The sequence below is a fragment of the Sulfurimonas sp. NWX79 genome (genome assembly GCF_039667035.1).
In the GTDB taxonomy this organism is placed as follows: Bacteria; Campylobacterota; Campylobacteria; order Campylobacterales; family Sulfurimonadaceae; genus Sulfurimonas; species Sulfurimonas indica.
Window position 1 is genome coordinate 54,113 of record NZ_JALCZL010000007.1, and the last position, 13,435, is coordinate 67,547.

The window sequence follows — 13,435 nt, forward strand, 5'->3', positions numbered from 1 at the left end:
CTTTCGAAGTTTTATTATATAACAATTATGTTATATGAATTATAGCATAGAAAAGAGAGAGCATGGATGTAATCACAAATTTTTTAACAGCGCTGTTTGATTTAAGCAATGCCATGGCACCCTATATTTTGTTTGGACTTCTGTTTGCCGGAATACTCCATGTTTTTGTGCCCCAGAGTATTGTAAAAAATCATCTGGGGAAAGATTCTCTGTGGTCGGTTATAAAAGCAACACTCTTTGGAATTCCTCTGCCGGTCTGTTCGTGTGGTGTGATTCCTTTAGCGGCAGGGATGAAAAAGAGTGGGGCAAGCAATGGAGCAACGCTCTCTTTTCTTATCTCTACACCTATTACAGGAGTAGACTCCATCTTGGCAACTTATGGTATCTTTGGCTGGATTTTTACACTTTACAGAGTTGTAACCTCTATGATCATCTCTATTATTGCCGGAGTTTTGGCAAATTTTTATGGACAAAATGTGCAAGATCTCACGCAGGAGGAAGAAAAGGCCTCGAGTTGTGAGAGTGAAAGTTGTTGTTTGAGCTCTTGTGAAAGTGAACAAAAAGAGTCCAAGATAAAATCAGCACTTATCTATGCCTTTGGTACGCTTTTAGAAGATATTGCTTCACCTCTTTTGCTAGGACTTATGTTTGGTGCGCTCATTACTGTTGTCATTCCTGAGAACTTGAGTGATGTTTTACTTGCCTACAGCTGGCTTTCGTATATCATTGTGATTATGATTGCAGTGCCAATGTATGTCTGTGCAACGGCATCACTTCCTATTGCAGCAGGACTAATGCTTGCAGGGGTGAGCCCGGGAGCTGCTTTTGTCTTTTTAAGTGCGGGACCTGCGACCAATACAGTAACGATTGGGGTTGTTAAAAAGATGTTAGGCTCTCGTACGCTGATTATCTATCTTGGGACTATCATCGTTGGTTCCATTCTTTTTGGATTGGGGCTTGACGGGCTTTTTGCAGGAGTTGATGTAAAAGAGCTTGTTCATATGGATGAAGAAGCAGGAGTCTTTGCGTGGTCTTCAACCGTAGTGTTATGGGGTTTTATTCTCTATTATGTCATCAAAGCCTCTTTTTTTACAAAGAAAGAGTGTAGCGACGGGAGTTGTTGCTCTAGCTAGGGTATAATAAATCATGAAGAAAAAACTCCTTATACTTTTACTGCTGTTTTCTATGAGCTTTTCAGTTCTACACGCTTTTGTTATAGAAGCGCTTGATACACATGCATGTCAAGTAAGTGAGTATGTTCATGATATGAGTGACCAAACAGAGGAGTTCTCAGAGGGAGATATCTGTCATATAGATCACTTCTTTCATATTTCATTCATCATTCCGGAGTTACAGATAGAGCTTTGCTATCAAAATTTTTCTCAAAAACCTCTATCTCGTAATAAAATCTATGAGTACAGCTCATACGATAACTTCTTAAAACCACCTATCAATTCATAATTTTCTCAACCTATAGTTCTGTAAAAAATGAACAGCATAAAGCATTTCGTATGCAAAAAAAGGAAATAAATGAAAAAATTATGGATAACCCTATTACTGATTATAAGCCTGCAGGCACAAACTTTTGAAGATTTTTTAGAAACAGCACTAAAACAATCACCCTACCTGCAAGCAAATAGACTAACGATTGAGCGTGCACAAGAAGAGGCTAGCCTGCTGCAACGATATAAAAATCCGATACTCTCTTTAGAGGCTTCAAGGTTTGAAGCTGATGGGTTAAGCAGTGATGGCGGCTATAGAGTAGCCCTAGCACAACCTTTGCGCCTTTGGGGTGTTGGTGATGACAGAGAGATGTTAGCTTCTGCTACGAAACAAGAGAGTAGAGAGTTTTTCACACTGCAACGTGCACGTTTTATCCAAAGACTCTCTTTGCTTTATATTGACTATAAGCAAGCAGTTGCCTTAGAAGAGCTCTCACGTGAGGAGCTGGGTATTGCAAAAAAGATCGAGTCAATTGCAAAAGAGCGCTACCAAGCAGGCAGTAGTGCAAAGGTAAAATATCTCTTGGCAAAACTTGATACAAAACGTGCAGATAATAGCTATGCACAAAAAGCACTGCAAAGAGTTACTGCCTATTATGACCTGCTAGCACTCAGTGGTGTGGAAGAAGAGCCAAGTTTGGAGAGTAGGTATGAGTTTAAACTTTTGCGAACTGATTCATTTCAGAACTCTGCCGAACTCTCTTACCAAGAAGCGCAGAAGCAAAAAGCATTGGCAGATGCAAAACTGCAAGGCAATAAAATAGAGTGGGTGAATCTCTATATGGAGTATGAAAAAGAGCCGGATCAAAAAATCACACGACTTGGTTTAGATATTCCCTTAGCTGTTTTCAATACAAAAAAAGAGGAAAAAGCGCTTGCAAGAGTTCAAGCAAAACAAAACAGCCTCCTTTTACAAAACCAAAAACGACTGCTCTTTATTGCCCTAAAACGAATGGAACAAGAGTTACAACAACTTCAGAAACTTAAAAGCAGAACAACAGAGCTTTACAATGCGCAAAAAGAGATGCTTGCGATGTATGAAGATGGGTACAAAATAGCAAATATCAAACTTATTGAACTGCAAAACCTTAAATCTCAGATGATAGAGACGAAAGAAAAAGCGATTTTATTGCAGAGTCAAATAGATACAAACATAGTCAATTACAACTATAATGCAGGAGCATATAATGAAAAATAAGATACTAACAGTTTTACTAACATTTGGTGCTGTACTCTTTGCAAATGAGGCAGTCCTTCCAACGCAAAAAGCAACACTGCACAGCTTTAAAAAATCACTCGCACTCAATGCCAAAGTAATCCAGCTCTCCAACGCACAGCAATCCATCACCTCCCTTGTCAGCGGACATCTTGAGAAGTACTTTGTCAAGCCGGCAGAAGATGTGAAAAAAGGGGACAAAATTGCTTTAATTGAGTCTATTGAACTCTCTCGGATGAGCGCAGAGTACATTGCACTTAAAAAACAGTATGCATCAGCTGAAAAAAATTATGAGTCCGTTAAAAAGCTTTATGAAAAAGGGATGAGCTCAATGGCACAGCTGAATGCTGAATTGATTAAAAAGAGCAATATCGCTGCACAACTTACAACTTTGCAGTCACAACTTGAAACCTTGGGAATTGATACACAAAAACTGCATAAAGCAACATCGAACTTTATTTTGTATGCACACAGTGATGGTCGTGTTGCAGCACTGCTCAAACCTCTGCACTCTTCTGTCTCAACAGATGAAGCAGTTGTGAGTATCGTTAAAAACCAGGCCTATTATATTAAGTCCTATCTTCCTTTGGAATATGCTACAAAAGTACAAGCTGGAGATAAAATAGTTGTTGATTATGCTGGGAAAAAACTGACATCACATATAACGCAGATAATGCCAAAGGTAGATGCAACAACACAGAGAGTAATTGTTCTCTCAAGTGTTGATGAGCCTACCCAGAGACTTTTCTTAGGTGTTTATCTCAAAGCTACACTCTACTTTGCTCAAGCAGACTCTTTTGTAGCAGTCAAAAAATCAGCGCTCTCATTTTTTCAAAATGAATGGGTTGTTTTTGTCCCTTCCAAAGAGGATGAACATGGTGAAGATGAAGAACATCATGAAGTACCTTACAGCCTAAAAGTTGTGCAAATTATAGCAAGTGATGAAAATTATGTCGGTGTTTTGGGTCTGCGTGAGGGAGAGGAGTATGTGAGTGATAAAAGTTATTATACAAAATCACTCCTGCTAAAATCCTCTCTTGGCGAGCATGGGCATTAGGGGGGGGGATGTTATGTTAGACAAACTCATAGAGCTTTCGCTCAAATACAGGATCTTAGTTCTTGTACTTTTTATTGTTATCACTGCATTTGGTTATAGAGCATACACACAGATACCCATCGATGCTTTTCCCGATATCACTCCCAAACAGGTTGTTATCTATACGGAGAGTCCGGGTAATTCTGCTGAAGATATAGAAAAGCTCATTACCTATCCAATAGAATCAGCTCTCTCAGGCATGGCAGGGGTGAAGCTCATTATGTCTAACTCTATCTTTGGGCTCTCCTATGTTTCGGTCTTTTTTGAAGACGATATGGATATCTATTTTCTGCGTCAACTTGTCTCTGAGCGGCTTGGCAGTGTAGATATTCCAAAAGGGTGGGGAAAACCTGTATTGGGACCAAATACTACAGGACTCGGACAGGTCTTTTGGTATCAGGTAAAAGACAGAACAAACAAATTCTCTCTTGCTGAACTTAAAGAGATGCAGGAGTATATCGTTGCTCCGCTTTTTAAAAGTGTCAGTGGTGTTGAAGAGGTCATAGGTTGGGGAGGTTATGAGAAGCAGTACAATGTTTTGATAGATACAAAAAAACTGCAGGATTTTGGTATCACCTATAATGACATTATAGGGGCTTTGCAAAACTCCAACCAAGCTGCAGGCGGACAGTATCTGGAATTTAATCGTGAGCAGTATCTCATCCGTGGAGCAGGTCTGTATAAAACACTTGATGATATTAGAAATACAGTTATCAAACCAAGCCAGGGACAAGCCATTACTATTGGTGATGTTGCGTCAGTTATGCCTGGAGTTGCACCACGTTTTGGTGCAGTGAGCATAGATGGTAAAGAGGCTGTTATGGGAATGGTGCTCCAGCGCAGTGCTACCAATGCTGCCAAGGTTGTTGCAAATATCAAAGCAAAGATACAAACAGTTAATGCCGCATTGCCAGAAGGAGTGGAAGTCGTAACGCTTTATGATAGAACAGAGATAACACATAAAGCAGTCAGTACAATGATATCGGCACTGCTCAGTGGTGTTGTGTTGGTTGCTATTGTGCTCTTTTTATTTCTCTTTGAGCTGAGAAGTGCGTTTATCGTTATTCTCTCGCTACCGCTTTCGCTTCTTATCGCTTTTTTACTGATGGACTATTATCATCTCTCAGCAAACTTGATGAGTCTGAGTGGTCTGGCCATTGCTGTTGGAATGATAGTCGATGGTACCATTGTGATTGTCGAGAACAGTTTTCGAAAATTGCATGACCATCCAGAACTACCAAAACTCCAAGTGGTGAGTGAAGCTGCACGTGAGGTTGCTAAGCCGGTTACTTTTGCGATACTTATTATCGCTGCTGTTTTTATTCCCTTGCTTTCACTTGATGGGCTTGCAGGAAAGCTCTACACACCGATGGCACTCAACATTGTTTTTGTCATGTTAGGTTCTTTATTTGTAGCACTTGTTTTAGTCCCTGTCTTGGTACTGTTACTACTCAAACCGACAAAATCAGCCCAAAACAGTGTTATGCGAGCTATCAAAAGAGTCTACACTCCACTGTTATTTTTTGCACTTGATAATGCCAAAAAGATTCTGGCTGTTGTTAGTATCGTGTTTGTAGTACTGGCTTACATCCTCACGCAGCAAGGACGAGAGTTTATGCCTTCACTCAATGAAGAGTCCATCATGTATAGGGTTATTGCCATTCCTGGAACTGCGCTCACGCAGTCAGTAACTACTGCCAAAGAGATTGAAGAGTATATTTTACAAAACTATCCAGATGATGTCACTTCTGTTCTCTCAATGATAGGGCGAAGTGAAAAAGGCGAAACTGCACAGGCAAACTATATGGAAGTACTGCTTACACTCAACCCTAATATAAAAGATCTGCCAGAGCTCATACAGCGAATGAGTGAAGACTTGGAGCACCATTTTACCTTTGTGCAATTCATTCCAACACAACCGATTGCAATGCGTATAGAAGAGCTTTTAGAGGGTGTCAAAGCAGAGCTTGCTGTAAAAATTTATGGAGAGAATCAAAAAGAGCTCTCTCGAATTGCAAATGAGATTCAAACCGCACTAAAGGGTATTGCCGGACTAGAGCGTATGGAAGTGGAATCTCAACTCGGCCAGACACAGATAAAGATAGTACCTGATTATCTGGCATTGGCACGTTATGGTGTGAGTGTCGCTGAGGTGATGCAGATCATTCGTAACGGAATTGGAGAAGAGGGTGTCACACAGAAAATTGAAGGTATTAAACGATTCCCAATTGTAGTAAAGGTAGTAGATGCCAAAGATGATATCGAAGCTATTAAAAATGTAACACTGCGTTCAAAGAACGGTAATATTGTCCGACTCAAAGATCTCTGTACTATCAGCATAGTCCAGGGTGCATCGTTTATAAAACGAGAGAATCTCAGCCGTTATATGGTTGTCTCTATGGATGTTGAAGGAAGAGATATCGCCTCTTTTGTCCAAGAAGCCGACAAGATTATTCAAAAGCGTGTCAGCACACCTACCGGCTATTATATAGGTTGGGCGGGAGACTTTAAAAATATGCAAGAAGCAACTCGTACTTTGATGATTATCATCCCGATAACGATAGCTCTGGTGATCTTGCTGCTCTATACTGCATTTAATTCACTCAAAAAAGCATTGATTATTCTGCTCAATGTCCCTTTTGGTTTTATAGGAGGTATACTTGCTTTGCTTGTAAGTGGCATCTATCTCTCTGTTTCGGCAATTGTCGGTTTCTTGGCAATTTTTGCCATTGCGATACTCAATGGAATCGTGCTGGTGAGCTTTATTGATGAGATGCGTACAAAATTTCCTGATGTGGATTTAAAAACAGTCCTAAAAGATGCAACACTCTTGCGACTGCGTCCAGTGCTGATGACAGCCTTTACCACACTTTTTGGAATACTGCCTCTGCTCTATGCAACAGGTGTAGGAAGTGAGATACAGTACCCTTTATCAGTGGTCATTACAGGTGGAATCATCAGCTCAACACTCTTGACACTTTTGATATTACCATCAACCTATCTGCTATTTTATGACAAGAAAAAGGGTTAGTAAGGTACTTATACTTCGCTACTTTTACTTGTGGTTCTAATTTTTATAAAAAGGGGAAAGAAGAGGATCACGAGATTGTAGCGAAATACTTTAATAAATAAAATTAGCATAAAAGCAGTGAGAAAAAGAAAGCTAAAAAGTCATAAAATCTTTTATACAAGGAGTTTGTTATGGCTAAAAGGAATAAATTTTTCAATATATACTTTATCACGGCTCTGATCGGTGGGCTCTCTATATTTTATTTGCTCTCATTTGTTTTTGTTTTGAATGATGTTTCTGGTGGTTCTAGCAGAGAAATGAAGAAAAAATATTGTAAAAAGAATCCACATGATTGTAATATAACCCTGAAGAGACTTAAAGCAAAAGAAAAAAGAGATGCTTCTTTTTAAAGTACTAACATTCCGCTAACTTTTTTATGTGACAATACCAACATCAAACAAGGGTTTGAAATAAAATCTTAATTTAAAAGGATAGAAAATGAAACTTTCTAACATTGCACTTTCATTAGCATTAATCGGAACAATGAGTTTAGGTATGGCAGAAGATACTACTGCTTCAGTTGAGACTACAACAACTACAGAACCAACTGTAAGTGTTGATACACAAATCGCTGAGATTCAAGCAGCTCCTGCACAAGAGCGTGTAAGACTGATGAATCAGTTTAAACAAAGACTTGCAACTATGAATGAAGCAGACCGTGCAGCTGCAATTGAGCAGCTTCAAACAAGAATGCAAACGAGAACACAAACAAGAGCACAGGATGCAACTGCACAAAGTGAAGAGGCTACACAAGCTATGACACAAACACGTACACGTATGCAAACAAGAACGCAAGAACATGTTCAAGAGATGCAAATGCAAACAAATGAGCAAATGATGCAAATGCAAAATATGAATCAAAACAGAGCAGGTAACCAATTTATGAATGGTGGAGCGGCTGTTAGTGGCGGAGCAACTAGCCCTATGAATTTCCCAAATAGATAATAAATAGTGCTACAATAATAGCCATCAAATATGATGATGGCTATTTCTAGGAGAACATATGAAAAAAACTATACTTTTGACAATGATAACAGCGCTTTCAACAACACTTTTCGCGTATTCGGATGCCGATATGGATGGTGTGGCTGATGCAGTGGACAAATGTCCAAATACCCCTTTAACAGACTTAGTAGACATCAATGGATGTACAAAAAAAGTTCTTATTCCAAAATCAAACAAACACCATTTCGATATTATAGTTGGAGCTAACTATTCAGGTTCAAACTTTACCTCTTTAAATCAAACTGATACTATGTCAAGTTCTTTGCAGGTTGATTATTATTATGAAAACTTTTCTCTGCAGGCTTCTACTTCATACTATAAAACAGATGGAGATGGATATAGTGAAAATGGAATGAATGACTCTTTTGTCGGAGTTGCTTATAATATTAAGCCAAATAAAGATTTGTTAGTACGCGTAGGTATTGGTGCAATACTGCCCACTTATGATACGGGACTCAATAACAATAATACAGATTATACAGGTTCCCTTAATGTGAGTTATACGCTTGGAAGGGTTAATATTTTCGGTGGCTATATTCATACAATGATAAATGATGATGACACAACTACCATAGTTAATGGAACAACTGTCAATTATAGTTATCAAAATACAGACGCTTTAAGTATAGGTGCAGGATATTACTTTACAGACAAACTCTATATGAGTGCATCTTACAATAGTGCAGACAGTATCTATAAAAATGTAGAAGATGTAGATACAGTTTCTCTTTATGGGTACAGAAGTATAGATAAAAACTGGTTCTTAACTTTTTTTTATGCCTATGGACTAAGTGACAGTGCAAGTGATCATGCAGCTTCTATAAAGCTTGGTTATTATTTCTAAGAGTTAGCAATGCAAAAACAGATACTTCTACTTGAAGATGATTATGAGTTGGCAGAGACACTACAAGAACTTTTAGTGTCAAATGGTTATGGTGTTGATATGGTTCATACCGGAAATGATGCCATGGATGCCTCTTATGATAACAAGTATGATCTGTATGTTTTTGACATTAATGTTCCTAATCTCTCAGGAATAGAGCTTTTAGAAAGCCTACGTGAGGCTAATGATACAACGCCTACAATCTTTATCAGTGCTTTGATAGATTTAAACACCATTGCAAAAGGTTTTGAAGTCGGTGCTGATGACTACATAAAAAAACCTTTTTTCCCAGAAGAGCTTCTTATCCGTGTAAAGGCAAAACTCTCTCAAACAAACAAAGATATAGAGTATAAAAATCTTCGTTATAAACCGGATAAAAAAGAGCTCTTCATTGATGGAAAAATTGTTTCGCTTGGAGAAGTACAAGAGTGCCTGTGTGAGATTTTTATGAATAACATCGGGAATGTTTTAGATAAGTCCATTTTGATGGATTGTCTGGTACATCCTTCTGATACGGCACTTCGAGTTGCACTCAACAAGTTCAAACATATAACAAATTTACCGATAAAAAATGTTCGGGGTGTGGGGTATATTCTTGAAAAAAGTTGAGAAAGAGTCTCTTCTTAAGAGTTTTTTACTCTTTTTCATCTCGCAATCATTGCTTGTGGGCGCACTCTTTGTTATCAACTACCAAAAAGAGCTCCAAACCCTGGATGAACAGATATTTTCCAAGATGCGAATCTGCTCTTTTGATCTGCGCTGTACAGAGTTCGGTATAGATTTTGTTCCAAAAAAAAGTCAAGAACTCTATAAGCTCTATAAAAAGAACAACGAACTCAGCTCCTACTTTACACTGCCTGGTTCCCAAAAAAATTATTTGAAAATTTACTTGCAAAAGAGTGCATATGATAAACAAGTTGCAAACTTGCGTAAAAGTTTTGTTGTGGAGTTCTTATTAGTGCTTGCTGTTATTGCGTTGCTCTCTTTTGTGTTTTCTGTTTACACACTCTCTCCACTTCGAAATGCGCTGCATCTCACAGAAGAGTTTATAAAAGATATCTTGCATGATTTTAATACACCACTCTCCACTCTGCGTCTCAATACCTCAATGTTGGTAGAAGAGTTGGGAGAAAATACCAAGATAAAAAGAGTACAAAATGCTGTACAAAATATCTTAAACCTACAGTCAAATCTACGAGCCTATCTCCATGCTCATGAAAGTCAGAAAGAGTCTTTTGATTTGAGTGAGTTTATACAAGAGAGGGTAGAACTGCTTGAGTTCAACTATAAAGATGTGAAATTTATGAGTGAAGTACCACAGATTCGTGTTGAGACAAATAGAGATGCGCTGAGTCGCATAGTTGACAATCTTCTCTCAAATGCTGGCAAATATAACATACAAGATGGAAAAGTATACATTCGCTTTGAGAATGAACAATTGATAATTAAAGATACAGGAAAAGGGATTAAAAATCCAAAAAGGGTCTTTGAACGTTTTTATAAAGAGCAGGAGCGTGGCATTGGTATAGGTCTGCATATCGTAAAAAAACTGTGTGATGAGTTGGGGATTACTATTGCCTTAGAGAGTGAACTAGGCCGTGGAAGTCTGCTGAGGCTCAATTTGCATAATATTTTAAAAAGATAACCGTTTTTTAACAACCATTATCTTATAATCCTACTTATGATTTCACAAGACTCCATAGAAGCCCTCAAGGCACGACTTGATATTGTTGATGTTGTTGGCTCTTATATTGAGTTGAAAAAAGCAGGTGGAAACTTTAAGGCTCCTTGCCCTTTTCATGATGAAAAGTCCCCCTCTTTTGTAGTCAGTCCGCAAAAGCAGATATTTCACTGTTTTGGATGTGGAGCGGGTGGTGATGCTGTTAAGTTTGTGATGGAGTATGAGAAACTTAACTACCCTGAAGCACTTGAAAAACTTGCAGCTACCTATAACTTCACACTGACATATACTGATAACAAACATAACAAACCACGTACAAAAGTTATAGAAAAACTCAATGAATGGTACCAGTCTCTGCTCTCACGTAACCAGACTGCGATGAGTTATTTGCGTGAGCGTGGGATTTATGAGAGTAGTATAGAGAAGTTTGGTATAGGCTACGCGCCGGCTTCTCATGAGACACTTAACTTCATAAAAGCTCAGCAATTTCCTATAAAAGAAGCAATTGATGTAGGTGTAGTTGGATATGAACCCTCACGCAATCAAACCTATGCTCGTTTTATCGAACGTATTACTTTTCCAATTTACTCTGCAAATGGTACGGTTGTCGGTTTTGGTGGACGTACGATAACAGGGCATCAGGCCAAGTATGTCAATTCTCCCGAGACGCCTCTTTTTAATAAGTCACGACTTTTGTATGCATATAACTTGGCAAAACAAGCACTTTATAAAAGGCAGGAGATTATCATTACAGAGGGATATCTTGATGTGATTATGCTGCATCAGGCCGGTTTTGACAATGCAGTTGCAACTCTTGGGACTGCTCTCACGCAAGAGCACCTGCCACTGCTTCGCAAAGGCACGCCTCGTGTTATTATGGCTTATGATGGAGATAAGGCAGGACGTGCTGCTGCACTCAAAGCTTCGAAACTACTTTCTGCTTCTGGTTTTAACGGTGGAGTAGTTGTTTTTGATGGTGGACTTGACCCTGCTGATATGGTAAAAGAGGGACGAGTTGAAGAGCTGAGCAATATGTTCCGAAATGCCAAGCCTTTTATTGAGTTTGTTATTGATGAGATACTCTCTTTGTTTAATCTGCGTGATCCCAAAGCAAAAGAAGCCTGTATGCAAGAGGGTGTGGCATATTTAAAAACACTCTCCCCGATTTTACAAGAGGAGTATAAAACTTACCTTGCTTCACGTCTTGGTGGATTGGGTGTTTCACCATCGCTTATTCGGCTCAATACAAATCAAAGAGATATGCAAAATGCACCTTTAGTGCAAAACAACAGACACAGAGATATGTGGGAGCTCTCCCTCATTAAAACTGTGTTGGAACATCCTCAGTTTATCGATCATATCTTAGATGTTATCGACCCTTCACTACTGCAGTTTCATGCAAGAGAGTTCTCTTTGGCACTTGCTGGGAAAAAAGATGCACCGGAGTTAATGGAGATTTTAATAGATGAGGCAATAACTGCTCTTAAAGATGAGGATGCTCTTAATGCGGAACTGATTACTTTTTTGATGAAATATTATGAGCGAGAGCTGAAAAAAATAAATTTTGCTACAAACATCTCTTTTGAGGAAAAAGCCTTTTATATTCGAAAATACCGAGATAAGATAGGCAAATTAAAACGTGGCGAATTAGTAGGTTTTAATGATTAAGATGAAAGCAAAAAAATGAGTTATTTGATACATTTTCACCTCCTGGCAGCAATTGCTTGGATAGGAGGCTCGATATTTATGTTTGTTTTGGGTGTTACGCTGACAGATAAACAAAAACAGCGTGAGGTTTATCCTCATGTGGGACCAATCTTTGGGTATTTTGAGCTTGTCTCACTTTTTATTTTGTTAGTAAGTGGTACTTTGATGATTCAGAGTGATGGCTTGTGGGATCTGCTTTGGAACAATGATACAAGCAGAGTCACGGAGCTCTTAAAGATGAAACTCTGGTTAGTGTTCTCTTTGATAATTGCAACAGTTCTTCACTTTTATGTTGCGTATCGGACAAATAACAAAAAGCGGACCAAATTACAAAATCTTCTCTCACGTGGATCATCACTCTTTATCTTTTTTGTTAATCTGTTTGTATTGCATTATGCAATTATGATTCGTAGTATAATGGCTTAAGGGCACCTCTAAAAAGTTACAGCTTTCTTAGCACTGCTTTGTTTGGTGTGGGAAAGTTTATATAATTTTATAGATTTTTGTTATACTGATATCAATGCAATTTTTAAAAGGTTGATTTATGGCAGGTATTCATTTTTCTTTTGACAACTTTGAGCAGCTTCTGCATTTAAATATAGGTATTTCAGACAGACTTGATGAAAATCGGGCTGAAAGTTTTACTCTCTTGTATTGTGATTTCTCTGGAATTGATGAAGAGATAATCAAAACCTCTCTGGAGTCAACGCTCCGTACATCAGATTCTATTGTTAATTTAGAGGGAGATTATTTTTTTGTACTGCCATATACAGACAAATATGGTGCAGAGATAGTGAAGAAGATGTTTGACGAGTTCTTTGCAAAATACCTTAATGCCTTTTTACTCTCTTACCCTGCTGACGGAGAGACACCAAAAGAGTTAATGGAAGGAATGCAGGACAGTGTAAGTACATTTTTCAAAAGAGACCTGCATTGTCTGGACAGATTTACGCGAGACTATTAAAACTTAAAATTTTTTCGTATCAAACTTATAATATTTTGATTTCTTATAAAAAGAGATAGCCTCAGCTATCTTCTGCTCTTTGTATATCTTCTTATCACATACCCATCGACATTTTATCTTCTCATTTTCCATAGCTGCACGATTCTCCACTGAGAGTTTTGTTTCATAAATCTTTTCACAAAACAGTAGTGATGGCAAGAGTAAGAAGAGTACTTTTTTCATAAACAACATATCGGTATTATAGACGAATTATTTATGAAATGGAACGATTTATGCTATTTCTTTATAAAAACTGCTAATTATTTTGGAAA

At 38.2% G+C, this 13,435-nt stretch carries 13 protein-coding genes; 12 read left to right on the forward strand and 1 reads right to left on the reverse strand.

The window, feature by feature from the left end:
* Positions 1 to 62 precede the first annotated feature (62 nt).
* The 12 genes from MNY27_RS04745 to MNY27_RS04800 all read left to right on the forward strand — a co-directional run bounded on the left by MNY27_RS04745 (position 63) and on the right by MNY27_RS04800 (position 13,124).
* On the forward strand, positions 63 to 1,133 hold the full coding sequence (locus tag MNY27_RS04745; protein ID WP_152183127.1) for an SO_0444 family Cu/Zn efflux transporter: 1,071 nt from the start codon (positions 63 to 65) through the stop codon (positions 1,131 to 1,133).
* A gap of 13 nt (positions 1,134 to 1,146) precedes the next feature.
* Complete coding sequence (locus tag MNY27_RS04750) at positions 1,147 to 1,461, forward strand: hypothetical protein (protein WP_152183128.1); 315 nt, start codon at positions 1,147 to 1,149, stop codon at positions 1,459 to 1,461.
* 69 nt (positions 1,462 to 1,530) lie between these two features.
* On the forward strand, positions 1,531 to 2,700 hold the full coding sequence (locus MNY27_RS04755) for a TolC family protein (RefSeq protein WP_152183129.1): 1,170 nt from the start codon (positions 1,531 to 1,533) through the stop codon (positions 2,698 to 2,700).
* Positions 2,690 to 3,775: an efflux RND transporter periplasmic adaptor subunit gene (locus MNY27_RS04760; RefSeq protein ID WP_152183130.1), complete on the forward strand. Its 1,086-nt coding sequence runs from the start codon at positions 2,690 to 2,692 to the stop codon at positions 3,773 to 3,775. Before MNY27_RS04755 ends, MNY27_RS04760 begins: the two co-directional genes overlap by 11 nt.
* 13 nt (positions 3,776 to 3,788) lie before the next feature.
* Positions 3,789 to 6,845 carry a CusA/CzcA family heavy metal efflux RND transporter gene (locus MNY27_RS04765; RefSeq protein ID WP_346391928.1) on the forward strand — a complete coding sequence of 1,019 codons (3,057 nt, stop codon included), beginning with the start codon at positions 3,789 to 3,791 and terminating at the stop codon, positions 6,843 to 6,845.
* Between the two features lie 477 nt (positions 6,846 to 7,322).
* Entirely contained in the window at positions 7,323 to 7,829 is a 507-nt protein-coding gene (locus tag MNY27_RS04770; RefSeq protein WP_152183132.1) for a hypothetical protein, read from the forward strand.
* Between the two features lie 58 nt (positions 7,830 to 7,887).
* Complete coding sequence (locus MNY27_RS04775) at positions 7,888 to 8,733, forward strand: DUF3187 domain-containing protein (protein ID WP_152183133.1); 846 nt, start codon at positions 7,888 to 7,890, stop codon at positions 8,731 to 8,733.
* Between the two features lie 9 nt (positions 8,734 to 8,742).
* Complete coding sequence (locus MNY27_RS04780; RefSeq protein WP_152183134.1) at positions 8,743 to 9,381, forward strand: response regulator transcription factor; 639 nt, start codon at positions 8,743 to 8,745, stop codon at positions 9,379 to 9,381.
* Complete coding sequence (locus MNY27_RS04785; protein WP_152183135.1) at positions 9,368 to 10,417, forward strand: HAMP domain-containing sensor histidine kinase; 1,050 nt, start codon at positions 9,368 to 9,370, stop codon at positions 10,415 to 10,417. The genes MNY27_RS04780 and MNY27_RS04785 overlap by 14 nt, the downstream gene beginning before the upstream one ends.
* 36 nt (positions 10,418 to 10,453) lie before the next feature.
* Complete coding sequence (gene dnaG / locus MNY27_RS04790) at positions 10,454 to 12,121, forward strand: DNA primase (RefSeq protein ID WP_152183136.1); 1,668 nt, start codon at positions 10,454 to 10,456, stop codon at positions 12,119 to 12,121.
* Between the two features lie 15 nt (positions 12,122 to 12,136).
* The gene (locus tag MNY27_RS04795; RefSeq protein WP_152183137.1) at positions 12,137 to 12,586 is read left to right on the forward strand and encodes a hypothetical protein; all 450 of its coding nucleotides are present in this window, start codon (positions 12,137 to 12,139) and stop codon (positions 12,584 to 12,586) included.
* A gap of 118 nt (positions 12,587 to 12,704) precedes the next feature.
* Positions 12,705 to 13,124 carry a hypothetical protein gene (locus MNY27_RS04800; protein WP_152183138.1) on the forward strand — a complete coding sequence of 140 codons (420 nt, stop codon included), beginning with the start codon at positions 12,705 to 12,707 and terminating at the stop codon, positions 13,122 to 13,124.
* A gap of 3 nt (positions 13,125 to 13,127) precedes the next feature.
* On the opposite strand, the gene MNY27_RS04805 is transcribed toward MNY27_RS04800, so the two are convergent.
* Complete coding sequence (locus tag MNY27_RS04805) at positions 13,128 to 13,346, reverse strand: hypothetical protein (RefSeq protein WP_152183139.1); 219 nt, start codon at positions 13,344 to 13,346, stop codon at positions 13,128 to 13,130.
* Positions 13,347 to 13,435: the final 89 nt, after the last annotated feature.